General features: G+C 73.8%; 25 protein-coding genes and 1 pseudogene. 9 read left to right on the top strand and 17 right to left on the bottom strand.

Going from position 1 to position 22,790, the window contains the following annotated elements; all coding sequences use genetic code 11:
• The first annotated feature begins 164 nt into the window (after positions 1-164).
• Complete coding sequence (locus tag ACFV9M_RS09430) at positions 165-476, top strand: SCO5918 family protein (RefSeq protein ID WP_385078798.1); 312 nt, start codon at positions 165-167, stop codon at positions 474-476.
• 125 nt (positions 477-601) lie between these two features.
• On the opposite strand, the gene ACFV9M_RS09425 is transcribed toward ACFV9M_RS09430, so the two are convergent.
• Positions 602-976 carry a hypothetical protein gene (locus ACFV9M_RS09425; protein WP_385078795.1) on the bottom strand — a complete coding sequence of 125 codons (375 nt, stop codon included), beginning with the start codon at positions 974-976 and terminating at the stop codon, positions 602-604.
• Between the two features lie 249 nt (positions 977-1,225).
• On the opposite strand from ACFV9M_RS09425, the gene ACFV9M_RS09420 reads away from it, so the two are divergent.
• On the top strand, positions 1,226-1,576 hold the full coding sequence (locus ACFV9M_RS09420) for a helix-turn-helix domain-containing protein (RefSeq protein ID WP_385078792.1): 351 nt from the start codon (positions 1,226-1,228) through the stop codon (positions 1,574-1,576).
• A gap of 189 nt (positions 1,577-1,765) precedes the next feature.
• Here the strand turns inward: ACFV9M_RS09420 and ACFV9M_RS09415 are convergent, their stop codons facing one another.
• Both ACFV9M_RS09415 and ACFV9M_RS09410 read right to left on the bottom strand, forming a co-directional pair.
• A complete protein-coding gene (locus ACFV9M_RS09415; protein WP_385078789.1) occupies positions 1,766-2,179 on the bottom strand; it encodes a hypothetical protein in 414 nt (137 codons plus the stop codon).
• A gap of 219 nt (positions 2,180-2,398) precedes the next feature.
• Positions 2,399-2,803, bottom strand: a complete 405-nt coding sequence (locus ACFV9M_RS09410) for a MerR family transcriptional regulator (RefSeq protein ID WP_385078787.1) — start codon at positions 2,801-2,803, stop codon at positions 2,399-2,401.
• A 225-nt stretch (positions 2,804-3,028) separates the two neighbouring features.
• Here ACFV9M_RS09410 and ACFV9M_RS09405 point away from each other — a divergent pair.
• Positions 3,029-3,634, top strand: a pseudogene (locus ACFV9M_RS09405) (STAS domain-containing protein); the annotation flags it as partial.
• Between the two features lie 54 nt (positions 3,635-3,688).
• Here the strand turns inward: ACFV9M_RS09405 and ACFV9M_RS09400 are convergent.
• The 7 genes from ACFV9M_RS09400 to ACFV9M_RS09370 form a co-directional block, all read right to left on the bottom strand.
• Positions 3,689-4,390 carry a VWA domain-containing protein gene (locus tag ACFV9M_RS09400; protein ID WP_385078784.1) on the bottom strand — a complete coding sequence of 234 codons (702 nt, stop codon included), beginning with the start codon at positions 4,388-4,390 and terminating at the stop codon, positions 3,689-3,691.
• A 73-nt stretch (positions 4,391-4,463) separates the two neighbouring features.
• Positions 4,464-5,996 (bottom strand): hypothetical protein, encoded by a 1,533-nt coding sequence (locus ACFV9M_RS09395; protein WP_385078782.1) that lies wholly within the window; start codon positions 5,994-5,996, stop codon positions 4,464-4,466.
• Positions 5,996-7,777 (bottom strand): protein phosphatase 2C domain-containing protein, encoded by a 1,782-nt coding sequence (locus ACFV9M_RS09390; protein ID WP_385078779.1) that lies wholly within the window; start codon positions 7,775-7,777, stop codon positions 5,996-5,998. The genes ACFV9M_RS09395 and ACFV9M_RS09390 overlap by 1 nt, the downstream gene beginning before the upstream one ends.
• Positions 7,774-9,213: a hypothetical protein gene (locus ACFV9M_RS09385; protein WP_385078776.1), complete on the bottom strand. Its 1,440-nt coding sequence runs from the start codon at positions 9,211-9,213 to the stop codon at positions 7,774-7,776. The genes ACFV9M_RS09390 and ACFV9M_RS09385 overlap by 4 nt, the downstream gene beginning before the upstream one ends.
• Positions 9,210-11,396 (bottom strand): hypothetical protein, encoded by a 2,187-nt coding sequence (locus ACFV9M_RS09380; RefSeq protein ID WP_385078773.1) that lies wholly within the window; start codon positions 11,394-11,396, stop codon positions 9,210-9,212. The genes ACFV9M_RS09385 and ACFV9M_RS09380 overlap by 4 nt, the downstream gene beginning before the upstream one ends.
• The gene (locus ACFV9M_RS09375; protein ID WP_385078771.1) at positions 11,396-12,316 is read right to left on the bottom strand and encodes a hypothetical protein; all 921 of its coding nucleotides are present in this window, start codon (positions 12,314-12,316) and stop codon (positions 11,396-11,398) included. The genes ACFV9M_RS09380 and ACFV9M_RS09375 overlap by 1 nt, the downstream gene beginning before the upstream one ends.
• 255 nt (positions 12,317-12,571) lie before the next feature.
• The gene (locus ACFV9M_RS09370) at positions 12,572-13,198 is read right to left on the bottom strand and encodes a Crp/Fnr family transcriptional regulator (protein WP_385078768.1); all 627 of its coding nucleotides are present in this window, start codon (positions 13,196-13,198) and stop codon (positions 12,572-12,574) included.
• 201 nt (positions 13,199-13,399) lie between these two features.
• On the opposite strand from ACFV9M_RS09370, the gene ACFV9M_RS09365 reads away from it, so the two are divergent.
• The gene (locus tag ACFV9M_RS09365) at positions 13,400-13,951 is read left to right on the top strand and encodes a Pycsar system effector family protein (protein WP_385078765.1); all 552 of its coding nucleotides are present in this window, start codon (positions 13,400-13,402) and stop codon (positions 13,949-13,951) included.
• A gap of 160 nt (positions 13,952-14,111) precedes the next feature.
• Here the strand turns inward: ACFV9M_RS09365 and ACFV9M_RS09360 are convergent, their stop codons facing one another.
• A complete protein-coding gene (locus tag ACFV9M_RS09360; protein ID WP_385076719.1) occupies positions 14,112-14,753 on the bottom strand; it encodes an MBL fold metallo-hydrolase in 642 nt (213 codons plus the stop codon).
• Positions 14,754-14,862: 109 nt separating this feature from the next.
• Between ACFV9M_RS09360 and ACFV9M_RS09355 the strand changes: the two genes are divergently transcribed.
• Complete coding sequence (locus tag ACFV9M_RS09355) at positions 14,863-15,288, top strand: MarR family winged helix-turn-helix transcriptional regulator (RefSeq protein ID WP_385076722.1); 426 nt, start codon at positions 14,863-14,865, stop codon at positions 15,286-15,288.
• A 132-nt stretch (positions 15,289-15,420) separates the two neighbouring features.
• On the opposite strand, the gene ACFV9M_RS09350 is transcribed toward ACFV9M_RS09355, so the two are convergent.
• The gene (locus ACFV9M_RS09350; RefSeq protein WP_385076725.1) at positions 15,421-16,557 is read right to left on the bottom strand and encodes an FAD-dependent oxidoreductase; all 1,137 of its coding nucleotides are present in this window, start codon (positions 16,555-16,557) and stop codon (positions 15,421-15,423) included.
• Positions 16,558-16,825: 268 nt separating this feature from the next.
• On the opposite strand from ACFV9M_RS09350, the gene ACFV9M_RS09345 reads away from it, so the two are divergent.
• The 3 genes from ACFV9M_RS09345 (at position 16,826) to ACFV9M_RS09335 (ending at position 18,424) form a co-directional block, all read left to right on the top strand.
• Positions 16,826-17,434 carry a TetR/AcrR family transcriptional regulator gene (locus ACFV9M_RS09345; protein WP_385076727.1) on the top strand — a complete coding sequence of 203 codons (609 nt, stop codon included), beginning with the start codon at positions 16,826-16,828 and terminating at the stop codon, positions 17,432-17,434.
• A 148-nt stretch (positions 17,435-17,582) separates the two neighbouring features.
• Complete coding sequence (locus ACFV9M_RS09340) at positions 17,583-17,915, top strand: antibiotic biosynthesis monooxygenase family protein (RefSeq protein ID WP_385076730.1); 333 nt, start codon at positions 17,583-17,585, stop codon at positions 17,913-17,915.
• A 113-nt stretch (positions 17,916-18,028) separates the two neighbouring features.
• Positions 18,029-18,424 carry a luciferase family protein gene (locus tag ACFV9M_RS09335; RefSeq protein ID WP_385076733.1) on the top strand — a complete coding sequence of 132 codons (396 nt, stop codon included), beginning with the start codon at positions 18,029-18,031 and terminating at the stop codon, positions 18,422-18,424.
• Positions 18,425-18,561: 137 nt separating this feature from the next.
• Here the strand turns inward: ACFV9M_RS09335 and ACFV9M_RS09330 are convergent, their stop codons facing one another.
• From ACFV9M_RS09330 to ACFV9M_RS09310, 5 genes are all read right to left on the bottom strand, one after another.
• Positions 18,562-18,930, bottom strand: coding sequence for a DUF952 domain-containing protein (locus ACFV9M_RS09330; RefSeq protein WP_385076736.1), 369 nt, complete (start codon positions 18,928-18,930; stop codon positions 18,562-18,564).
• Positions 18,931-19,056: 126 nt separating this feature from the next.
• A complete protein-coding gene (locus ACFV9M_RS09325) occupies positions 19,057-19,716 on the bottom strand; it encodes a response regulator (protein ID WP_385076738.1) in 660 nt (219 codons plus the stop codon).
• Positions 19,713-20,915: a sensor histidine kinase gene (locus ACFV9M_RS09320; RefSeq protein ID WP_385076777.1), complete on the bottom strand. Its 1,203-nt coding sequence runs from the start codon at positions 20,913-20,915 to the stop codon at positions 19,713-19,715. Before ACFV9M_RS09320 ends, ACFV9M_RS09325 begins: the two co-directional genes overlap by 4 nt.
• Entirely contained in the window at positions 20,915-21,748 is an 834-nt protein-coding gene (locus tag ACFV9M_RS09315; protein ID WP_385076741.1) for a CPBP family intramembrane glutamic endopeptidase, read from the bottom strand. The genes ACFV9M_RS09320 and ACFV9M_RS09315 overlap by 1 nt, the downstream gene beginning before the upstream one ends.
• Positions 21,749-21,907: 159 nt before the next feature.
• Positions 21,908-22,069 carry a DUF397 domain-containing protein gene (locus ACFV9M_RS09310; protein ID WP_385076779.1) on the bottom strand — a complete coding sequence of 54 codons (162 nt, stop codon included), beginning with the start codon at positions 22,067-22,069 and terminating at the stop codon, positions 21,908-21,910.
• 92 nt (positions 22,070-22,161) lie between these two features.
• Between ACFV9M_RS09310 and ACFV9M_RS09305 the strand changes: the two genes are divergently transcribed.
• Positions 22,162-22,620, top strand: coding sequence for an ATP-binding protein (locus tag ACFV9M_RS09305; RefSeq protein WP_385076744.1), 459 nt, complete (start codon positions 22,162-22,164; stop codon positions 22,618-22,620).
• Positions 22,621-22,790: the final 170 nt, after the last annotated feature.

Genomic DNA, 22,790 nt, shown 5'->3' with positions numbered 1-22,790 from the left:
CCCCCCCCGCGCCCCCCCCCGCCCCGCCCCGCCCGCCCGCGCCCCCGGCCCGGGGCCGCCGGGCACGGCGCAGGTCCCGCCGGCGCAGGGCGCCCGCGTCGGCGGGGCCGCGGCCGAGGATTCCTTCCGGCCGGCCCGTCACCCCTCTCCCCCTGTGAGGCACCATGCGCTGTGTCATCGCCCAGTACCCCTTCGAGCTGACCCGCGAGGGAGTCCTCGCCTCGATGAAGGGCGTCAAGCCCGAGCCGGTCACGGGGGAGTCCGTGACCATCGGCCGCCGCCGCTACTCCGTCAAGCAGGTGGGCGAGGTCATCACCCGTCAGGACCGCCGTGACTTCACCAGCCGTGAGGTCACCCGGGCCATGACCCGCCTCGGCTTCACCTGCCACACCCCCGAGCCCGCCCCGGAGCCCGCGCCCGCTCCGCTTCCGGCCGCCTGGCAGCTGCTCGGCGGCACCGCGCCCTCGGACCTGTGAGGAACGTGCGGTAGCCGCCCTCGGGCACACCGCGACACCGCGAGGGTCCTGCCGACATGGTCGGCAGGACCCTCGCGGCATGCTGTCACCGGCTCACCGTGGCTCACCGGCTACCGGCTACCGGCTCACCGGTCGGAGTAGCTGAGGTCGCCCACGGTCCAGGCGCTGACGTCGCGGATCGCGACCCGGTACATCCCGCCCGTCTCGGGGATCCCGAGGCTGCCCTGGAGGATCCGCGCGAGGTGGAAGTGCAGGTGCGTGGGTGCCTCGTCGTGGTCGGGCGGCCCCTCCTCGCGGTGGCCGGTGAAGACACCGGAGAACGGGCCCAGCCGGTCCGAGGCGCGCAGGACCTCCGCCACCCGCTCCCGCCACATGGCCTCGGGGGCCAGCCGGCCGGTGATGACGGCACCGCCGGCCACCACGGTCAGCGACATCTGATTGCTCGGCTCCGACTCCACGACGGCGGCGATGGAGACGAGCAACTCATCAGCGTTCGGCATGGAATCGATTCTATTCAGGGACCGGTCGGACCCGCCCCGCGCGGGGGGTGGCGTCCCGGAGAAGGTCCGCCGGAGGACCGGGGGCCGCCGTCCGGCCGGGCCGCGCGAGAAGACCGGCCTCGAAGACCGGCACCGCGAACCGGCACCGCGGACCGGCACAGCGGCGGAACCGGCGCATGGTGTTGAATTCCCTCGGGGCCCGGTGCCGTACGGCACGGGGCCCCTCGACGCGTTGCACATCGAGGTGACATGACAGCAGGCAATCCGCTCAACGATCGACTGGACGACGACGACTACGCCGCCTACACGATCGGCCGGGCCGCCGAGATGCTCGGCACCACGCCCGGCTTCCTGCGCGCCCTCGGCGAGGCCCGGCTGATCACCCCGCTGCGCTCCGAGGGCGGGCATCGCCGGTACTCCCGCTACCAGCTGCGGATCGCCGCGCGCGCCCGCGAACTCGTCGACAAGGGCACCCCGATCGATGCGGCCTGCCGCATCGTCATCCTCGAGGACCAGCTGGAGGAAGCGCAGCGCATCAACGCCGAGTACCGCCGTGCGGCGGACGCGGCGAGGAGCGGCTCCGGCCTCCGGTCCGACTGAGCCGGCTCAGCCCCGCGGGGCGCCGGCGGTGCCGGCGTCACGCCGATGCCGGTGACGACGAGCCGCGCGGCGTAGGCCGCGTAGGCGGCGTACGGCGTCCGCGCGTCGGTCGCGGACAGCCCGAGCAGTCCGCTGCGGTGAGCGCCGCCGCGCCGTACTACCGCCCCTACCGCCGTGCCGCCGTGCCGCCTACCGCCGCGTCGCCGCTTCCCCGCCGACGCGGCGGTAGGCGGCGCGGGCGTGCATCAGCCGGGCGGCGAGGGTGCCGGTGAGGGCGGCGGTGAGCAGGCAGCCGAGCCAGAAGGTGTCCCGGTGGCCGACCCAGTCGAGCGTGCCCGTGGGCGGAATGCCGAAGCCGTTGAGGAACAGCCAGCACAGGACGGCCGTGCCGGGGGCCGCGGTGAAGCGCGCGCAGACCCCCAGCAGGGCGGCCAGCACGGACAGCGCCGCCAGGGCGAGCCCGGGTCGGTCCTGGCCGACGAAGGCGTTGACGAGCGCCACCAGCACCAGCGCTCCACCGAAGGCCGCAGACCACACCACGGGTGTGGCGACGGGATGAGGAACGGGCCTGGCTCCCACCCCGAAGGGCGCCCACTCGATCATGTTCACTGCTCCTTCCGGCCTCTCACCGCTGGGCGGGGAGAGGTTCGCTGCCCGTCCTCACCCCACCGCCGCCGCACCGGCCACCGTCAGGACCGGCCGCGGGACGGGGACTTGGACTCGACCCGACTCCAACTCGACGCAACGCGACTCGACGCGACTCGACGCGACGCGACGCGACTCGATTCAACTCGACTCGAACTCGGCCTCGCACGCGGCCGCTCAGGGCGTGGAAGCCCGTGTGAGGCGCCCAGCCAGTGTGGCCGCGAAGTCCTCCGCCCGGGAGAGCTGGGTACGCAGATCCTCGACCCTGCGCCGGGCGGCCTGTTCGAAGCCGCGCACACGCTCCAGGAGTGCCTCGCGTTCCCCGGGCGGCAGCGCCTCGCCCGAGTCGAGCCGGTCGGTGGCCGCGAGCAGGGCGCGCATCTCGTCCAGGGTGAAGCCGAGCGGCTTCATCCGGCGGATGACCATCAGGCGGGCCACGTCGGCCTCGGTGTAGAGGCGGAAGCCGCCCTGGGAACGGGCGGAGGGGACGACGAGGCCGGTCTCCTCGTAGTGCCGGATGGTGCGCAGGGACAGCTCGGTCCGTGCGGCGACCTCGCCGATCTGCATGTGCGCGCTGCTCACGCGGGGTGCCTTCCTCGTCTCTCGCTGCTGCGGCGGCGGCCGGCGACGACGACCGCGCCGATCCCTACCCTAACGTTAGGGTAGGTTTGCCGGGGTGCCGGGTCGGCGACCGCCGCCCATGCCCCTGGCGCGGGACGCCCTCCCGTCGCCGTAAGCCGGGTCGGGGCCGACGAAGCCCCCGGCGAAGACCGATGTCCGCGGGAGAGAACGTGCGCGTGCCCATGCGGCGCCCGTACCCGGCTGTCGACGTTCCTGGCGGGCGCCTTCCTGATGGTGCTGTGCATCGTCTTCGGGCCGGTCGTCTCCGACATCCCCATGGCCGCGCTCGTCGCCGTCAGGTCATGGTGTCGGTGGCCACCTTCGACTGGCACTCCGTCGCGCCGAGGACGCTGAAGCGGATGCCGGCCGGGGAGATCACCGTCATGGTGGTGACCGTGGTGTGCGTGGTCGCCACCCACAACCTCGCCGTCGGCGTCGTCGTCGGCTCCCTGACCGCCATGGTCGTCTTCGCCCAGCGCGTCGCCCACCTGGCCGAGGTCACCGCCGTCACCGACCCCGACGGCAGCACCGTCGTCTACCGGGTCACCGGCGAGCTGTTCTTCGCCTCCGTGGGCGACCTCGTCGGCCGCTTCGACTACGCCGACGGCCCCGGCCGGGTCGTCATCGACCTGTCCGCCGCGCACATCTGGGACGCCTCCTCCGTCGCCGCGCTCGACGCCGTCGAGACCAAGTACGCCCAGCGCGGCAGGACCGTCGAGATTCACCGGCCTGAACGAGCACAGCGCCCGCATCCACGAAACGCTCAGCGGCGGACTCACCGGCGGCCACTGACGGGCGGGGCGGCGCCTGCGGCGGTGGGCACCGCGGGGCGGTGCCCGTCCGGGCTCAGCTGACGTAGTCGGTCGGCAGTGTGCGGTAGCCCTCCACTTCCTCCGGTACCTGAAGGCTCTGCGCCCGGGCCGACGCCACCAGCGAGTTCAGCAGGCTGCCCATGGCCTGGGAGAGGGCCTCGCCGTTGTCGCCGCCGGGGTCCTCCGCGATGTACGCGGCGGCGGTCGCGATCGTGCTCAGCACCGACTCGCTGGCGTCGCCGAAGCCGTACGTGATGATGTGCGGCCGGGGCTTCCAGGAGCGGTCCTGGAGCGCGTCCAGGTCGTGCTTCCACGCGCCGGACGGCTTGTCCGTGGGCAGTCCGTCGGTCAGCAGGAACACGACGGGCCGCAGGACCTGGACGCCGACCCCGGCCAGGGCGCTGACGTCCTCGGTGATCCGGGCCCTCAGCAGCTCGCACATCGGCCCCACGTTGGTCCACCCGCCGCAGCTGACCGTGGGCAGGGTCTCCAGCGCCTCGATGTCGGTCATCGACGTCACGACGTGCGGCATCGTGTTGAACGAGATCACCGACAGGTGGATGAACTCCGACAGCTGGGGGCTGGTGTAGAGGGTGTCGTAGATCTTGAGCAGCGTCTCGTTGAGCAGCTGCTCGTACGGTTTCATCGACGTGGAGGTGTCGAGGACCAGGTAGGCCGGCAGGCCCTTGGTCTTGAAGGTGGTGAAACCCGCCGGGTCCTCGGTGTATTCGGTCATGTGCTCTTCTTCCTTCTGTTCGAGCGGGGTGCGGGACGGTGGGTGTGCGGGACGGTGGGTGTGCGGGCGGGTTTCAGATCCAGCCCAGGACGAACCGGGCGACGCACAGGACGGCGATCAGCGCGCAGAGCAGCGCCGCGGAGCCGGCGTGCCGCCAGGGACGGCGCGAGGCGGCCGGGGTGGTGCGGCCGCCCTTGCCGCGCGCCGGCGCCGCGCGCCGGGCGGCGGCCCGGCCGGGGGTGGAGGTGGACCGGCCGGGGGTGGACCGGGAGGTGCCCGTGGTGGAGCGAGGCGTGGTGGGCCGGCGGGTGCCGGGCGCGGCGGGCCGGGGGGCGCCGGACGCGGGCGGTACGGAGCCCGGCGCCGAGGCGGCGTTCGTACCGGAGCCGTTCGCCGCGGACGCGGAACCGGAGCGGGAGCCGGAGCCGGAAGCGGAGCCGGAACCAGAACCGGAACCGGGCCGGGCCGATCCACCGGTCGAGGACGGGGACGAGGACGAGGGCGAGGGCGTCGGGGCGGAGGCCGGTGGGCGTGCCGCCGAGCGGTCGCGCAGGTTCACCGATCCCGTCACGTTCGACGCCGCGGCGCCGTTCGCCCCCGCCGCGCCGGAGGCGGCACGAGAGCTATGGGCGGTCCCGGCGGAGCCGGCCCTGGGGCCGACCTTGACCCAGGTGGTGACGTTGTCCGCGCCGGCCGCCGGCCCGGACCCGGCGGCCGGTCCCCCCGGTGCCGTCGTACCGCGTATCCGCCGCACCGCCGCGAGGAGTTCCGCGCACTCCGGCCGGTCCTGCGGCCGTGCCGCGGTGAGCGTCCGCCGCAGCAGGCCGGTCAGCGAGGCGTCCCCCGTCGACGCCTCCATGGCGCGGAGCGCGTCGAGCGGGTCCTGGCGCTGGGCGGTGAGGCAGCGGACCGTCAACACGGCCAGCTTGTAGCTGTCGCTGGCCACCGTCGGCCGCCGCGACCTGTCGGGGAACAGCGGGTCGGCCCAGCCGGGCGACTCCACCCACTCCCGGGAGCCGATCCCGCAGGAGTCCATGTCTATGACGAAGACCTCGCCCGTGTGCTGGTTCCACAGCGCGTTGCGGTACGACCAGTCCCCGTACACGATGTCGTGCCGGGCGAACAGGTCGCCCACCGCCAGCAGTTCCTCGACCGCGCGCAGCCGTGTCCCGCGGTCCGGCGGGCGCAACCCGACCTGGGCGCACTTGTCCGCGTCCTGCATCAGCCAGTCCAGCGGCAGCGGTACCGGGTCCTTCCAGCCCGACAGCGCCTTGAGGGGCGCGTAGAAACCGTCGGGGGCCTTCGCCATCACCACGCCGACGAGGTCGGAGCCGTCGTAGAGGCGGGTGGTGGGCCAGGACAGGCACCGGTCCACCAGGTCCTGGTCCGCCTGGGACATGACGGTCGGCAGGTAGACCAGGCGCTGGAGGTCGGAGGCGCGTCCGGCGTCCGCGGGGCGCTTGTAGAGCTTGGCGAGCCAGCCGGGGCTGCCCTCGATCTCGTACACCAGCCGGGACTCGCCGTTGTCCCGGCTGATCACCGTGCCCTGCGGTACGCCGGACAGCTCCTCGCGGGAGGTGAACGGGCTGTCGGACCAGGTGCCCATCAGCGGTGCTCCTCGTCGTCGCACCAGACCACGACGGCGGTGCGGTCGTCGTGCATCTGGACCTGGTCGAAGCCGACCTGGTTGAGGAAGGTGCCGACGGCCGGTGGCCGGGCCCATCGTTCGGCGAACCACCGGCGGGCCTGCGGTCCGGTGGCGAACGCGTCCGCGACCCCGTCGGTCGTCACCGCCAGCACGCAGGCGGGCGGCAGTTCCACGATGCCGTGGTCGGCGCCGCGCGGGTCGTGCGGCAGGTACCGGGCGACGGCCGACGCGTCGAAGCCGTGCTTCTCCTCGCCGATCAGACGCTCCCAGTCGTCGCCGTTCAGCCGCCACGCGCTGACGTCGGCGATCGCGGCCAGCCACACCCGGCGCCGGCCGTTGACGTGCGGCCGGGCCGGCACGACGGCGACGACCGCGACGGCCCGTACCGTGTCCGGGTCCCAGTCGCGCTGCTCCGCCACCGCGATCATCTGTCCGGCCGCGCTGAGGAAGGCGGCGCAGTGGTCCAGCCGCTCCAGCGGGGTCCCGGCGTCGAGGGCCGCGCGGACGGCGTTCACCAGCGCCGACACGGCCACCTGCGCGCCGACGTCGGAGTGGGCGCTGTCCGACATGCCGTCCGCCACGGCGATCACCAGGTGTTCGCCCGCGCGGTCGCGGCCGATCCGGTACGCGTCCTGCCGGGGCCTGCCCTGCGCCCGGTGCCCGGGGCCGACGACCGACGCGGCGCGGACCGTGAGCCCGCCCAGCGCGGCCTCGTCCGCCGCCAGCCCGTGCGGCCCCGGCTCGGCGGGCAGCCGCCACGGCTCCCGGGACGCGCGCGAGCCGCGGACGAGCACGGGCGGCCCCTGGTCGTCCGGCACCGGGAACGGGAACTCCGCGTCCCGCGCCCGCCGTCCGGGGGCCCTGCCGTCCGGGGCGGGCGCCGGTCCGCCGACGGCCTCGGTGATCTCGGCCCCCGGCCGTGGGGAGGCCTGGCCGGTGGTTCCGGGGCCCTCCGGCCGCTCCCCGTACCCGCTGAGCCCGGGTGCGGCCGGTCGGCCGTGCGGTACGGGGAGCCCGTCGCCCGGCGTCGAGGGGGCGCGGCGCGCGGGGACGGCCGTGCCGGCCGGGCGTCCGGGGCCGGCCCCGAGGGGCGAGGCCGCCGGGATCGGCGGGGTCACCGGCGTCGTCGGCGTCGGCGAGTGGAAGGCCTCGGCCTCCGGGGACGGTGGAGCGGAGGCCGGCGGCCGCGCGGCGCGCCCGGCCGGAGCACGCGATCCACGATCGCCCCCGGCACCGGCACCGACCCCGGTCCCGGCGCTCCGGCCCGCCCCCGCACGCGGTGCGCGACCGCCGCCCTCCGGGCCGTACCCGGACCCCGACCCCGCACGCGCCTCCCGGTCGCCCTCCGGTCGCGCGGCGGCGCTGCCGTATAGCCCGAACTCGCTGCGGACGTAGCCGTCGCCGGGCCCCTCCTGCGGGCCGCCCGCCGGGTCGCTGCCGGCAGGGTCGCGGCCGGCCGGGTCACGGTCCGCCGGGTCGTTGCGCAGCGCGTGGTGGAGCACCCGGGCGACGGCGGCCACGGCGACGCCCGTCGCGGTGACGCCCAGCCCCTTCCAACCGAACAAGGCACTTCCTCCCGCCAGCAGTGCGGTTCCCGTCACGAGCAACGTGAGGGTCAGCCGGGTACGGCGGGCCGGCCGGACACCGCGGGACGGCCGGCCCTCGCCGGTGGCGCCGGAGTGGTCCCCGGCCGTGCGCGGTGTGTCGGTGGCCCGGTGCTGGCCCTGGCCGGGCCTCACGATCCGGCTCCCGGCGCGCGCCGCCCGCCGCGACCGCCCCGCGGGCCGACCCGGGTCTCGCCGACGACGTTGGCCGAGCCGTCCCCCGACGCGTCCGGCTTCCGTGGAGCGGGAGGGGCCGACGGGGTCGAGGGGCCGGGAGGGGCGGGAGGGACGGGAGGGACGGGCGCGGCAGGGGCACCGGCACCGGCACCGGCACCGGCACCGGCACCGGCAGCGGTCTGGGACGAGGCGGGCGGAACAGGCGGAACAGGCGGGACGGGCGGAACGGGCGCAGTGGGACCGGCGGGACCGGCGGGGCCGACGGAACCGGCGGAACCGGCGGCGGGAGGCATCGGCGATCCCGCGCGTCGCCGGGGCTTGGGCGGTTGCCGGGTGGTGCCCGCCGGGGGAACCACCGTGCCGGCCACCACGGCCGGGCCCGCCGTCGCGGCGCCCGGCGCGGCACCCGGCGCGGTCCCGGACGGCACGGTCCCGGCCGGTGCCGGGCCCGCCGGGACCGCACCGGGTCCCTGAGTCAGCTGTGCGGGAGGAGCGGCCGGTCCCGGGGCCGGGAGCGCGGCGGTCCCGCCGCCGAACAGCGGCGCCGGGGTGTACATCTCGTACCACATCTGCTGGGCCTCGGCGGGCTGGATGTGGCCCGCCTCGACGAGGTCCCGCAGCATCCGGCCCTTCTGCTCCACCGCCACGTCGTGGCGCTGGCCCAGCTCCCGCATGATCTCGTGGAGCTTCGACGGGTCCTGGGCGATGAGCTCGACCAGCAGGCCGCCCTCGCCGCGGGCCGCCGCCAGCAGTGCCGCCCTGCGCCTGGTCTGGAGCTCCTGGTCGAGGGTGTGCTCGGTCATCGCCACGGCGTGTCCGGCGACGGCGAGCTGCTTGTCGAAGTCGCGCTGCTTGAGCGCTCGCAGGTGCCCGGCCGCGGCCTCGTCGAGGTAGATCCGCACGGTCAGGGAGTCCACGGTGAGGCCGGTCGCCAGCCGGTGCTGCCGGCTGCACAGCGACCCGCGCACGAACCCGGCGAACTCCTCCATCCGCTCGATCCCGTACCGCGTGGCATGGGGCCAGAGCAGGTCCCGCATGGCCACGCACACCGCCTCCTGCCCGTCGCGCACGGACCGGATGCCGCGGCGGACGACCTCCACGGGGCCGGAGACCTTCCAGCGGGCCTCGAAAGCGGCCTGGAAGTGGAATCCGCCGGTGCCGCTCTGCAGTGGCTCCGACCAGCTCACCGTGTGGTCCGAGAGGTCCACCTCGTACCGGTAGCGGTAGCGCAGGGAGCCGAACGCCGTCGGCTTGCGCGGCAGTTCGGTCAGATCTCCCTCCTCGTTGCTGAACAGGAGGGCCTGCCCCGGGCGGACCGGGCCGCCCCGGTCCGACATGCTCACGGGCAGCGGGCCGGTGAAGAGTGGTTGCTGTGCTGCTTCCTGTGGTGTCACGGTGTGCCGCTCCCTGCGTCGAGACGGGCGAGTAGACGGTGGCCGGAACGGGGTGCGGTGTGTCCCGCGGTGCCGCGGACCCAGCCGTCGGCCAGGTGCCGCAGGATCACCCGGGTGCGCCGGTCGGTGGCGACGCCGGCCAGCAGGACCGCGAGCGCCTCGCGTCCGCGCGGGTCGTGGTCGACCAGCCGGGCCCAGTCGGTGAGGACCTCGTGCGCCATGCCGTACGTGAGCGCCGAGTTGACCGTCTGGCGCCACAGGGCGGCGATGTCCGCCCGTTGCACCGGATCGTGGGCGGTGGCGGTGAGCAGCGCCGGCCAGACCGGTGCCCCGGGCGGCGCGGGCCGGCCGGCGGGGGACGGGGGCGGGGGGCCGACCAGGTCGGCCGCGGCGTAGAGGAAGGCCAGCTCGCCGAAGGTCCGGCGCTGCGGGTCGTGCAGGCCGGTGACCGCCCACTGGTCGAGCAGGTCGAGGGCGTCGGAGCGGTACCGGCCGCTGTCGAGGGCCATGTACTCGGTGAGGCTGCGGCACAGGGCCTCGATCACGGCCACGTGCTGCGCGCCGGCCAGCTGGTGCAGCCAGCCCCAGGCGTGTTCGTCGCCGTCGTGCTCGAAGACCACGCGCCAGGCGCGCGCGGCGGTGGCCCGCAGCTCCGGGGAGTGGTCGTCCGCGCTCCACGCCATGACCAGGTTGTACGCGGCGAGCGCGTGGCCCGACTCCCGGGCGGCGACGCCGAGGGCGATGGCCGCGGCGTCGCGCAGCTCGGCGTCCTCGTCGGCCGCCCAGGGCCGCAGGATGCGGGCCCGTACGGTCTCGAAGCTGTGCCGCGCGAGTGTCCCGGCGCCGACCGCGGCGCGTACGCCGACGGTGGGCAGGCCCCGGGCCGCCGCGTCGCGCAGCCAGCCGGGCAGTGCCTCGCGTATCTCGTCGTACTCGCTCCACACGTGGTCGAGGACCCGTCGGGCGGTGCCGGGGTCCTGAAAGCGGACGACCTTGCCGCGGGCGCCGCCGTGCCGGGTCGCGACCTCGGAGTCGACCAGCGCGGCGCGGACGGCGTCCAGCCGGGCGGTGCGGGTCCCGGTGAGCTTGGTCCCCCGGGGGCGTACGGGGTTGTCGGGGCTCTCCTCGACCTGGAGCCGTTCCTCCAGGTCGCGCGAGAGGGTGGCCACCGTCTCGTAGGCCTCGCCGCCGAAGACGGCGATGCCGATGGCGAGGCACTGCTCGGCGAGGTCGGCCATGTCATGCAGCCAGTGGGCGACCGCGCGTTCGTCGTGGAGGTCCTTGCGGGCCCGGACCCGGGCGACGATCTCGTCGTCGGCGCCCGCCGCCGCGGCCTCGGCCAGGTCACGGCCGAGGTCGGCCGCCCTCCCGGCGTCCGCGCCGCCGCCGAGCTGGTCGTGCAGCAGCCGGGCGACGTCGGGGCGGGCGAGGACGCGCCGGGCGCGGGCGGCGGCGGCCGTGCCCAGCCGCCAGGCCAGTTGCCGGGCGACGATGGCGGACGGGTCCGGGGCGCCGGGCGCGTCGGTCAGGGCGGGCCGTACGCGCGGGTCGGTGAACTGCACGGCGGCCTGGGCGGTGAGGACGAGCCGGCAGTCCGCGCGCCGCAGCAGGGCGTCGAGCCGGTGCAGTTCGAACGCGCTCAGCAGGTCCGCGCCCCGCTGCGGGAGGTCGGGCAGGATGTAGCCGACGCCGGGCGTGAGGGCCTTGTCGTCGAGGAGGGCGAGGTCGGTCGTGGGCTCGAGCAGGTGCAGGACGCGGTGTCCTGCCTGCTGGAGCGCGGCCCGGGCCAGGGCCTCCTTGCCGGTGCCGGCCGGTCCCCGCAGGACGGTGACGGCACGGGCCGTCACCTCGCGGGCGACCGCGTCGAAGCCGTCCGGCGGTGCGAACGCCTCCCGGGTCTCGTCCAGGTTCTCGGCGGTCAGCCGGTAGGACCGGGGACCGGCGGCGGTGCCGCCGAGCTGGAAGACGTAGTTGTCGCCGCCGAAGACCTGGGCCGCGGAGACGCGCAGCCCGTTGACGGCGTCGCGTTCCGCGTCGAGCCGTTCCCCGGAGGCTCCGCGGGTGCCGCGCAGCGCCGCGAGGCCTTCGCGCAGGCCCGGCTGGGCGTCGGGGGTGCCGTGCGGGTCGGGGATCGGATCGGGCTTCGGGCCGGGCTTCGGGCCGGGGGGCGGGGCGTCTGCCATCAGGCACCGTTCCCGTCTTCGCCGTCACGGGCGGCGGGCTCGTCCGGGCCGAGACCCCACTGGAACGTCTGGTTTCCGTGGACGATCTGGTCCCCGCCGAAGATCTGGTTCACCCGGTCGAAGCGGGCCCCCGCGAAGGGCCCCTGGCCGGCCGGTGCCGCACGGCCCCCGCGCCGTCCCTCACCGTGCGCGGCCGCGCCGTCGGCGCCCGTGGCCCCGCCGTCGGCGCCCGGTGCGGCCGCGTGGGGCGGGGTGCCGGGCGGGGTGCCGGGCGCGGGGTCCGGCGCGGTGTCCGGCGCGGTGTCCGGTGCGGTGCGGGTTCCGGAGATGCCGGGCGGAGCGTCGTAGCCGGGGACCCTGATCCAGGCGTACGCGCCCCGGATCTCCTTGGCGTCGAAGGGAACGCACCGGAAGGTGTCGCTCGCCACGGACGAGTCGTCGTGGCGGACGACCTGGCGGTGCCACTCGCCGGAGACGGCGAGCGCGAGACCGGCCCGCGGCCCGGACGCCAGCGCCGTGCGCAGCGGTTCGATGTCCACCAGGCGGCAGGCGGTGTTCAGTTCCTCGCCGACCCAGCCGGGCCCGTCGTCCGTCACATCGCCCTGGTGCAGCGCCACGCGCAGCCGCAGTGCCCCCTGCTCGTTGCTCGTCCGGGCGTGTGCGCGCAGCTTCTGGTCGAGCACGTCGACGAACCGCCCGGTGAGTTCGGTGCGGTCCACTCCGGACAGCAGCCAGAAGAATCCGTCCCCCCGGTCGGACGGTTTCGGTCCGCTCTCGGCATCGATCCCCGATTCCGAGAAAGCCTTCCGAACGATCTCGTACAACCTTTCCCTGAGCCAGAGTTGGACCGGATTGGCGCGTCGGCCGAATTGCTCGATGTCGACGACGACTATGGAGTAGACCTGAGCCTTGGGTTTCATCGGATCCGTCCTTCTTACGACAGGTGCGACACCGTGGACCACCACCCCCGTGACCGGCGGCCCACGGTGCCCTCGTCATGCATATCCGGGGCCCGGTCCGCGCACAGCGTCAGATGACGCACAGCACCGGATCACCGAATGACAGATCGCGTCACGGCGGTCACACATGTCACGACGGACACGGATGTCACGGCGGACACGACGGACACGACGACACGGCGACACGGCGACACGGTGGTCACGCGCGAGCGCGGGTCATTCCTCGGCCCAGCGCCGGACTTCGGCGAGGTCCAGGACACACGTCCGGCCGCGGCTGGTGGTGACCAGGCCGGCCTCCTGCATGGCGCGCAGCGAGCGCACCACCGACTCGCGGGAGACGCCCGCGGCGCCCGCGAGTTCCTGCTGGTTCATGCGGACCGCGAGCGCGCCGCGCGGATCGTCGACCGGCTCTCCGTGCCGTACGGCGGTGTCCAGGAGGACCCGGGCGAGCATCGACCGGGACGACCGCGCGCCCTGCTCGGTGCGCATGGTGTCGGAGTCCCGCAGCCGCGCCACGACGCTGCGCAGCACGGCCAGGGTCAACGAGGCGTGGCTGCGCAGCAGTCGGTGGAACGCCTCGCTGCCGACCTTGACGCCTTCGAGCGGTTCGAGCGCCGTGACGGTCGCGGAGCGCCGGGTGCCGTCGAGACAGGAGAGTTCGCCGACGAGTTCGCCGGGACCGCGCAGGGCGAGCACGCTCGTGTAGCCGTTGTCGGACTCGGCGGTGACCTTGGCGAGGCCGCTCAGCACGAGCACCACGCAGTCGGGCGGACCGCCCGCCCGCATCAGCGATTCGCCGCGGTCCCAGCCGCGGACCCGGCCGGCCGCGCGGAAGAGGAGCAATTCGTCGGGGGTAAAGGGTTCATGGCTCGTACGACGGCCCGCAAAAGATCTTTCCTCTGACACGAAAAGGCCTCCCCCACCCAGTCCGCGTTGAAGTCAGCTTACGGAAAAAGGGAGTTGGCGTGCGCCGAATGACGCAGACCGATGAGCACGGTCGGGATACAAGTGGAGGTGGCCGTTCACGCCGACAGGGAGGAACACGTGTCTGATTCTTCGGGAAACTCGCCGTCCACCGCCTCCCCGGTTTCCGCACAGGTGTCCGCGGTCGAAACCGCCTGGCGCATTCACTCGGCGCTCGCCGACTGGACGGGAAAGGTGGATGCGAAGGCGGCATTCGCACTGACCGTCGAATCGGCGGCGCTCGCCCTCACGGCCGTGCTGCGCTCCTCGTCGCACGCCGATCCCGGCGGGGCACCGCCCGGACTGTCCGTCCCGGCGCTGGCGACCGCCGGCATGGGGCTGCTGACGGTCGCCGCCCTGCTGGCCGTCCTGGCGGTCGTGCCGCGCATGGGGGACGAGCGGGTGCCCCGGTCCGGACCGGGCTTCATCTACTTCGGTGACCTGCGCGGACTGGCGCCCGAGGAACTCGCGCAGATCCTGCGCACGACGGATCCCCTCCCCGTGCTGAGCCGCCAGCTGGTGGTGATGTCGAAGATCGCCTGGCGCAAACACCGCTGCACGCAGGCGTCCCTGGCCCTGGCCGCCGCCGGCCTGGTGACGGCGGCGCTGGCCGCGGCCGTCGCCGCGGGCTGACGGACCCACCGGCCCGGCAGGCCGAACGCGTACGGCGATGCCGGGGCGCCGGGGCGCCGGGGCGCCAGGGCGGCGGGCCGCCAGGGCGGCGGGCCGCCAGGGCGGCGGGCCGCCAGGGCGCCAGGGCGGCGGAGCGGCGGAGCGGCGGAGCGGCGAAGCCTCAGCCGATCCGGGCGGTCGCGCCCGGGGTCAGGCGGTGGTAGCGCGCGGCGGTCCCGGGGCCGCGGTCGCCGAGGAAGCCGCCGACCATGGCGGTGCCGATGTCGTTGAGGGCGCCGTCGTGGATGGCGTAGGCGTCGCGCGGGGCGATCTCGCGGACGTAGTCGATCAGGTGGCCGACGGTGGACCACGGGGCGTGCACCGGCAGCAGCAGCGTGCCGACGGTCGCGTCGGGGACGGTCAGGGCGTCTCCGGGGTGGAAGAGATCGTCGTCGACGAGGAAGCCGATGTTGGCGACGCGCGGGATGTCGGGGTGGATGACCTCGTGCCAGGCGCCGTGGACCTGCACGTCGAAGCCGGCCGCGGTGAACGTGTCGCCCTCCCCGACGGCGGTGACCCGGGTGCCGAGGCCGTCCAGTCGCCCGGCGACCGAGGAGTTGGTCCAGATGCGCAGGTGCGGGTCAGCCTCGGCCGCCCGGCGCAGCGTCTCCTCCGAGAAGTGGTCGAAGTGCTCGTGCGTGACCAGGACCGCGTCGGCGTCGTCCAGCGCCCGGGGTTCGGTCAGACCACCGGGATCGATCACCAGGCGGCGACCGTCCTTCTCGACGCGCACACAGGCATGGCCGAACTTGGTGAGCTGCATGGCCGGCTCCCTTTTCCCTAGCCGATGAAACCGTACGGCCAAACCATACAACCAAACTGCACACCTAGACTGTACAGTTACGTTCCATTGCCGTGGGTAGGATGGAGGCATGGACGAAGAGGCGCTGGCCGAGGATCTGCGGCAGTCGATCGGGGAGCTGGTCCGTGCCGTGCGGGTCGGGGACACCATGCCGCCCGGGGAGGCGGCCGCCCTCGGCTTCCTCGACCGGGAGGGCCCGCTGACCACGGCCGACCTCGCCCACCGGCGCCGCGTGACGCACCAGTCGGCCGCCAAGTCCGTCAAGGAACTCGTCGACGCCGGCCTGGTGCGCGCCGAACCCCACCCCAGCGACGGCCGCAAGCAGCTGCTGCACCTCACCGACACCGGCCGCGCCCGCCTGCGTCTCGAACGCACCCGGCGCGCCCGCGTCCTCACCGCCGCCCTCGGGGACACCTTCAGCCCCGAGGAACAACGGCAACTGCGCGACTGCGTCCCCCTGCTCTCCCGCCTGACCGCACGCCTCACCGACGGGTGACGGCTCGGCGACCGGTGACCGGTGACCGGTGACCGGTGACGCCACGACAGGCGGACTCCGCCGCGTCCGGGCGTCCGGGCGTCCTGCCGCGCCTTCCGCGACACGGCGTTCGTTCATCGGTGGGGCGTGTGGTCAGTCGGCGTCCATCTGGCTGGGGTCGAAGGTCTCGTCGGCCAACAGGCCGGCGGCGGCGCCGTCCAGCATCGTCTGCATCTTGTGGGAGCGGGGCAGCATGGTCTTCTCGTACGCGCGGATGGCGTCGGCAACGGTCTCGTGGCCCGCGACGGCGAGGGCGAGTTCGGCGGCGTCGAGCATGGCGAGGTTGACGCCGACGCCGAGCGGGGGCATGAGGTGGGCGGCGTCGCCGAGCAGGGTGACGGTGGGGTTGGTCTCCCAGGTGTGGGGGACGGGCAGGGCGTAGAGGGGGCGGTCGATGTAGGGGCCGTCGTTGTCGGTGATCAGTCGGCGCAGGCCGGGTGCCCAGTCGCGGTAGCGGTCCAGGAGCAGGGCGCGGACGCCGTCGGTGTCCTGGCCGGTGAGGCCGGCCTGGGCCAGCCAGTCGGCGGAGTCGGCCTGGATGATGTAGACGCGGACGTGGCCGCCGCTGTTGCGCTGGGCGAACAGGCAGCGCTCTCCGTCGGCCGCCATGGCGCTGCCGTGGCCGACGAGTTCGGCGATCTCGGGGTGCTGGTTCTCGGCGTCGTGGAACCAGGCTTCGAGGTAGTTGATGCCGATGTAGTCGGGGGTGGCCGGGGAGAGGACGGGGCGGACCTTGGACCAGGCGCCGTCGGCGCCGATGACGAGGTCGGCCTCGATGACGGTGCCGTCGGCGAAGTGGAGCCGGCGGGGGCCGTCCGCGGGTCCTTCGACGCTCCGCAGGGCGTGGTTCCAGCGGACGGTGCCGGGAGTGAGCGAGTTCAGCAGGAGGTCGCGCAGCTGGCCGCGGTCGATCTCGGGGGCGGAGAACTGGTCCTCGGTGGGGCGCTGGTGGAAGCGGATCGTCGCGTCGGCCGCGTGGAACTGGCGCATCTCCTGGCCCTCGGGGCGGGCGAGGCGGGTGAACTCCTCCATCAGCCCGGCTTCCCTCAGGGCGAGCTGCCCGTCGTCCGGGTGCAGGTCCAGGGTGCCGCCCTGGTTGCGGTCGTCGGGACCGGAGGCGACGTCGTAGACGGCCGCCTCGATGCCGTGCCGCTGGAGGATGCGCGCGCAGGTGAGACCGCCGGGGCCGGCGCCGATGACGGCGATGCGGGGCTTGGGCGTGGTGGTCATGGTGGTGCTCCGTTCCTGTGGTCCGGCATGGTGCCGGGCGCTTGCTCGCAGGGGGTCGGGGGTCACGCGGTCGTGGCGGTGGCGGTGGTCTCGTCCGGCCCGGCCGCGGGCGCCGCGGCGGTTGCGGGCATGGCTGATCACTGCTTTCGGACACGGGAGGGGAAGGGCGGCCGGCCTCGACGGCTGCCGATCCAGAAAAGCACACCGAACCAATAAGTGCAACGACTCAACTTTTGGAACGGATTCACAAGTGGTGTAGGTTGCTGATATGCACGCCGAGAGTGAGACCGCCCCCGCGCCGGTGGGGCGCCGCGAGCGCAAGAAGGCGGCCACCCGCCAGGCCATCGCCGACGCCGCCCTGCGCCTGTTCCTGGAGCGCGGCTACGACGACGTCAGCATCCGCGAGATCGCGGACGCCGCCGACGTGTCCACCACCACCCTCTTCAAGCACTTCACAGGCAAGGAGGCCCTCGTCTTCGACCGGCAGGACGAGATGAGGACCCGCCTCCTCGACGCCGTACGCGAACGCCCCGAGGGCCAGTCCGTCCCGGCCGCCCTGCGCGAGCACGCCCTGCGGTACCGCCTGCACGGCCCTCAGGACGAGCCCGGTGGCGCGGCCTTCGTCGCACTGGTCAACAGCACCCCGGCCCTGCTCGACTACCAGCAGGCCGCATGGAGGGACTACACGGCCGACCTGGCGGCGGTCATCGCCGAGGAAAGCGGCCTTCCCGCCGACGACGCCGCCTGCACCGCCCTGGCCCACTTCGCCCTCGAAGCACCCCACGCCGTCCGCGCACACGCGGACGGCGCCGAAGCCGTCCGCCGCGCCTTCGACCTGCTCGACAACGGCTGGCAGGACATCACCTCGCGGGCGTAGCGATCCCCCGGGCGCGGTGCCGCGCTCCGCGCCACGGGTGAAGCCCGGGAAGCGTCCTCACGGCGCTTTCACCGACGGATGTAGGAGACTGCACGCACATGGTCGGGCCGGGCGCGGTGCCTGGCCCGTGGTCCCTGAGAGGTGTCCTGTGCCCAGCGTGGTGAAGATCAACGTACTCACGGTCCCCGAGGAACAGCGCGAGACTCTGGAGAAGCGGTTCGCCGCGCGGGCCGGCGCGGTCGAGGGCTCCGACGGCTTCGAGTGGTTCGAGCTGCTGCGCCCGGTGGAGGGCACCGACACCTACCTCGTCTACACGCGCTGGCGCAGCGAGGAGGACTTCCAGAACTGGATGTCCGGCCGCGCCCAGGCGGCGCACGGCGGCGGCTCCGCGGAGGGCGGCGAGCGGCCGAAGCCCGCCGCGACGGACGCGACGCTGTGGTCCTTCGAAGTGGTCCAGCAGGCGGCGCCGAAGCAGGACTGACGTCCCGTCGTCCGGGGCGGGAAGCGGACCCGGGACCTCCGGTCCACCTCACGCCCCGGTTACATTTCCCTCAACCCCTGGTTGCGAAGCGGTGATCGAGCGACCATGGGCACATGACTCTGGCCGAGCGTGCCCTGGAACGACTTCAAGTCTGGCCCGATCTCACAGCGGTCGAGGCCAGTTGCGGCGCAGGGCGGGCGATGCGCTCCATCCACAGCGAGATACTGCACTTCCACTCCGGGCATGACGTGGACCTGCACCTCACCGTCCCGGCGATCCACCGCATACGTGACGACCTGCGGGAGTCGACGGCGGTCCGGGTGGTGCCGGGCTCCCGCTGGGTCACCGTCCACCTCGACTGCGACGCGGACGTCGACCTGCTGATGAGCCTGGTCAGCATGGCGCTCAAGGCGCACCTGGCCGCCGCGCCGGGGGCCGGTCCGACCGCCGGCTCCTGCAACCTGCACCGGGTGACGCTGGTGCCCCGGGACGATCCCGACGAGCGCTGACCGACCGGACCCGACAGGCCCGACAGGGTGGTGCGCCGACGTCCCGCCCCACGTCGGCAGCCCGCGTCCGTGAGCGGCTGCTGCGCCAAGCCGGTCGGCACCGGGAGCGCGGCGAGTGGCGCTGACGGCGTGACAGGTCAGCCCGACGACTCCTCCGCCAGCCCCGTCGCCCGGCCCTCTCCGTCCCACCGCACCTCCAGGACCCGGACGACCGCCTCCCGGTCGAGCGGCCCGAAGACGTGCGGGAACAGGACGCCCTCGGCGACCCCGGGCGGCGGGACGGGATCCGGCGCCTCCCACGCGCAGCGCGCGGCGAGCCGGTCCTCGTCGAGGAGCACGGCCAGCAGCGGCCGGGGCGCGCTGCGGTAGAAGAGGTTCACGACGGCGAGGGTCGTCTCCTCGTCGGGGGAGCAGTGGACGAAGCCGTCCTCCGCGAGCGACGCGGGCGCGTAGGGCTCGCCGGCGTTCGCCTCCCACTCGTCCTTCGGTACGACGTGGTAGATCATCGCTCGGTTATACCGGGCGCCCGTGCCGGTGCGCGCCTCATCCGGCCGCCGTGGCCGGCAGCCCGTACGGCAGGAGGATCGCGGGCAGCGCCACGTTCCCGACGCGCCGCCGCGCGGACGGCGGCGTCAGGTGACCAGGCCGTGGCGGTAGGCGTAGACGACGGCCTGGACGCGGTCCCGGAGCTGGAGTTTGGTGAGGATGCGGGAGACGAAGGTCTTGACGGTCTCCTGGCTGATGACGAGGGCCGCGGCGATCTCGCTGTTGGAGAGGCCGTCCGCGATGAGGCGGAGGACTTCCAGTTCGCGGGGGGTGAGCGGGAGGTCGCGGGGGGTGGTCTCGGTGGGGCGGATGCGTGCGGCGTAGCGGCCGACGAGCCGGCGGGTCACGTCGGGGTCGAGGAGGGCCGCGCCGGTGGCCACGGTCCGGATGCCGTGGAGCAGCCGGTCCGGGGGCGCGTCCTTGAGGAGGAAGCCGCTGGCGCCGGCGCGCAGTGCCTCGTAGACGTATTCGTCCAGGTTGAACGTGGTCACCACGAGGACTTTGACGGGGTGGGGTACTCCGGCGCCGGCCAGCAGGCGGGTGGCTTCCAGGCCGTCGAGGACCGGCATGCGGATGTCCATCACGACGACGCCGGGCTTCAGCTCGTGGGCGAGGTCGACTCCGGTCCGCCCGTCTCCGCATGCGCCCGCCACCTCCATGTCGGGCTGGGCGTCGATGATGGTGACCAGGCCGGTGCGGATCAGCATCTGGTCGTCGCAGACCAGGACCCGGATGGGTGCGCTCACGAGGTGCCGCCGGCGGGGATGCGTGCCCGTACGGTGAATCCGCCGTCCGTGCTGCCGCCGGCGCTGAAGTCGCCGCCCAGGACGTCGACGCGTTCGCGCAGGCCGGCCAGGCCCCGTCCGCTGCCGACGGCGGCGGCGGTGCGTGAGCCGGTGCCGTCCGTGCTGACCTCCACGGTGATCTCCCCTTCGCCGTGCCGTACGTCGACGGAAGTCCGGCTTCCGTGAGCGTACTTGAGGGCGTTGGTGAGTGCTTCCTGCACCACCCGGTAGGCGACGAGGTCGGCGCTGCCGGTCGATGCCGGTGGTGTGCCCTGTTCGGTGAAGTCCACCGGCTGTCCGGCCCGGCGGGTCTGCTCGACGAGGGTGAGGACCCTGCCGACGGCCGGTGTCCTGAGCTCCTTGGCCTCCGCCGTGCCGGTGCCGGTGCCGGTGCCGGTGCCGGTGCCGGTGCCGTGGTCGGGGTTGAGCAGGTCGAGCAGGTGGCGCAGGTCGGTGATGGCGCGGCGGCCGGTGTCGCTGACGGCGGTCAGGGACTGCTCCAGCCGCTCGGGTGCGGCGGTCAGGTAGCGGGCGGCTTCGGCCTGTACGACCATCGCGGTCACGTGGTGGGTCACGACGTCGTGCAGTTCGCGGGCGATCCGGGTGCGCTCGGCGGTACGGGTCTGCTCCGCGACGCGCTCGCGGCGTTCGGCCTCCGCGCGACGGGTGGACCGCAGCCACGCCCCGGCTCCCCAGGCCGCGGCCAGCACCAGGTAGAACGTCACGAACTCCGCCGGTGTCTCGCCGCCCGCACCGAGCCGGGAGAGCGCCACCGCCAGCGGCACGTACGCGATGGACAGAACGATCACGGTGGTGCGCCGGCGGTGTTCCAGATGGGATCCCGCGCTGATCAGCACGATGGGCAGTGCGGTGCCGGCGGCCGAGTGGTACCCGCGCAGTTGGTCGAGAGCGAAGCCGCACGTCACCAGGGCGAGACAGACGAGCGGCCACCGCCGGCGCACCACGAGCGGAAGGCTTTCGAGCGCGAGGGCCACGACGGCGAGCGCGTCGAAGGGGCGGGTCGGCAGGTTCCCGACCTCCGTCCCGTGGCCGCGCAGTCCCGGCAGGAACGACGCGACCAGGAACAGGATCCCGAGCGGAAGGTCGCGGACGGTGACGTCGAGCCGGCGCCACATCTGACCGGCCCCCTGAAGGCTCATCACCGGGCGAGTGTAGCCAGGGCATCGACCCGCCGGGCACGCTGCCGGGGGACGATGGTGCCGCGCCGGCGGGCCAGCCACAGGAAGGCGACCGTCAGCAGCGCACCGAACACCATCGAGTACACACTGGCCTCCGGACCGAACTCGCCGCCCGTGATCAGCTCGGGGCCCGACGTCGAGGAGTCCAGCAGTCCGTGCGTGTCGCCGTTGCCCGAGACCTCGGTGCCGAAGATGCCGGACTCCGCGAAGTTCCAGCCGAAGTGCAGGCCGATCGGCAGCCACAGGGAGCGGGTGGCGGCGTACGCGGCGGCGAGCATGCCGCCGGCCTCGATCGCGATGGCGACGGCACCCAGCACAGTGGCGTCCTTGTTGAGCAGATGGGCCGCCCCGAACACCACACCGGACAGCGCCAGCGCGATGTACGTGCCCAGACCCCGCTCCACGAGCCGGAAGAGCAGGCCGCGGAACATCAGTTCCTCCGTGACGGCGGCGCCGGCCATGAAACCGACCAGCCCGATCGCTCCCGTCAGCGAGCCGAAGCCGTGGACCTCGTAGTCCCCGAGGAAGTAGATGTTCGCGATGACGCACCCGAACATCGCGACACCGATGACCAGGCCCCGGAAAAGCGACCCCGGCGCTCCCTCCCGGGCCAGCTCCGTGACCTCGCGCCGCTCGGTGCGCCCCACGACCCACCGGTAGACGAACACCGAGAGCACGACCGTCAGGCCGCCCAGGAGGAGCGAGAGCCACGGGTTGTCCTGCACCGCGCTGACGCTCTGACCGCCGACCGCGGCGACCGCGACCACGGCCAGGATCTGCCACACCATCTTCATGACGACTCTTTCCTCGGATCCGTTTCCGGTTCCTCGTCCGGTCCGCGGCCGGAGTGCCGCGGCTGAACTGAACGCTATGGAAACGGAGATCAGGAATCGTCACCTCACAGTGGACACCTGCACGTAGCTCTCACGGGGGACAGCCCACCCGGCGCCGGCTCAGCCCCGGGCGGCGGCGTACCGGACGAAGTCCGCCCAGGGCCGGGGCGTGAGGGCGAGACGGGGGCCGTCGGCGACCTTGGAGTCACGGATGTGGAGCCTTGAGGCGTGCCGCCTCGCCGTCGACCAGCATTCCGTGCCTCCTCCCCGCCCCGCCGACAGGTCCGTACATGACCGGACAAGTCGCGGACAGTGACCCTACGTATCGACATCGTCACTGTTCACGGTAGGCGAGCGCGGCCACTCTGGGTGACGTGATCCACGAAACCCGTCAACTCGACTCGCCCCTCCGCACCTTCCGCGCGCAGCTGTCGCCGACGCCGCGCGGAGCCCGCCTCGCCCGGCTGCTCGCCACCGAGCAACTCCGCACCGGGGGACTCCCACTCGACCCGGCGGCGCTGATCGTCGCCGAGCTGGCGGCCAACGCCGTCACGCACGGCCGGGTCGCCGGCCGCGACTTCCGGCTGCTGCTGCACGTCATCGGCGACACCCTGCGCATCGAGGTCTCGGACACGCGTGGTGACCGTACGCCGTGCGTCGGGCAGGTGCCGCCGGACAGCGAGTCCGGCCGGGGGCTGGTTCTCGTGGAGGCGTTGGCGGCGCGGTGGGGGGTCGGCGCGGGCCCGGGGCCGCGCAAGACCGTCTGGGCAGAGGTGTCTCTGCCACCGGAACCCGCGTCCCCGCGCTCCGGTGACGCGGGCGGTCTCTTTTAAAGACCACCAGGGTGAAAGAACCTCACCAAGCCCCACCCTTCCCGCCCGCGCGGCAAACTCACCCGGGTGGGTGAAAATGCCAACTCGGTTGGGTTTGGGGGGCATTGCCTGCTCTACGCTCAGCGCGACGACAGCAGACATGCGTCGGCCCCCGCCGGGACTGCCATCCC

It is taken from the genome of Streptomyces sp. NPDC059895, from assembly GCF_042731035.1.
In the GTDB taxonomy this organism is placed as follows: Bacteria; Actinomycetota; Actinomycetes; order Streptomycetales; family Streptomycetaceae; genus Streptomyces.
This window is presented reverse-complemented; position numbering and strand designations above follow the sequence as displayed.

Coding starts and splice junctions, on each gene's coding strand:
- ACFV9M_RS09430 (WP_385078798.1), top strand. CDS start 165: ATGCGCTGTGTCATCGCCCAGTACCCCTTCGAGCTGACCCGCGAGGGA.
- ACFV9M_RS09425 (WP_385078795.1), bottom strand. CDS start 976: ATGCCGAACGCTGATGAGTTGCTCGTCTCCATCGCCGCCGTCGTGGAG.
- ACFV9M_RS09420 (WP_385078792.1), top strand. CDS start 1,226: ATGACAGCAGGCAATCCGCTCAACGATCGACTGGACGACGACGACTAC.
- ACFV9M_RS09415 (WP_385078789.1), bottom strand. CDS start 2,179: ATGATCGAGTGGGCGCCCTTCGGGGTGGGAGCCAGGCCCGTTCCTCAT.
- ACFV9M_RS09400 (WP_385078784.1), bottom strand. CDS start 4,390: ATGACCGAATACACCGAGGACCCGGCGGGTTTCACCACCTTCAAGACC.
- ACFV9M_RS09395 (WP_385078782.1), bottom strand. CDS start 5,996: ATGGGCACCTGGTCCGACAGCCCGTTCACCTCCCGCGAGGAGCTGTCC.
- ACFV9M_RS09380 (WP_385078773.1), bottom strand. CDS start 11,396: ATGGCAGACGCCCCGCCCCCCGGCCCGAAGCCCGGCCCGAAGCCCGAT.
- ACFV9M_RS09375 (WP_385078771.1), bottom strand. CDS start 12,316: ATGAAACCCAAGGCTCAGGTCTACTCCATAGTCGTCGTCGACATCGAG.
- ACFV9M_RS09360 (WP_385076719.1), bottom strand. CDS start 14,753: ATGCAGCTCACCAAGTTCGGCCATGCCTGTGTGCGCGTCGAGAAGGAC.
- ACFV9M_RS09355 (WP_385076722.1), top strand. CDS start 14,863: ATGGACGAAGAGGCGCTGGCCGAGGATCTGCGGCAGTCGATCGGGGAG.
- ACFV9M_RS09350 (WP_385076725.1), bottom strand. CDS start 16,557: ATGACCACCACGCCCAAGCCCCGCATCGCCGTCATCGGCGCCGGCCCC.
- ACFV9M_RS09345 (WP_385076727.1), top strand. CDS start 16,826: ATGCACGCCGAGAGTGAGACCGCCCCCGCGCCGGTGGGGCGCCGCGAG.
- ACFV9M_RS09335 (WP_385076733.1), top strand. CDS start 18,029: ATGACTCTGGCCGAGCGTGCCCTGGAACGACTTCAAGTCTGGCCCGAT.
- ACFV9M_RS09330 (WP_385076736.1), bottom strand. CDS start 18,930: ATGATCTACCACGTCGTACCGAAGGACGAGTGGGAGGCGAACGCCGGC.
- ACFV9M_RS09320 (WP_385076777.1), bottom strand. CDS start 20,915: ATGAGCCTTCAGGGGGCCGGTCAGATGTGGCGCCGGCTCGACGTCACC.
- ACFV9M_RS09315 (WP_385076741.1), bottom strand. CDS start 21,748: ATGAAGATGGTGTGGCAGATCCTGGCCGTGGTCGCGGTCGCCGCGGTC.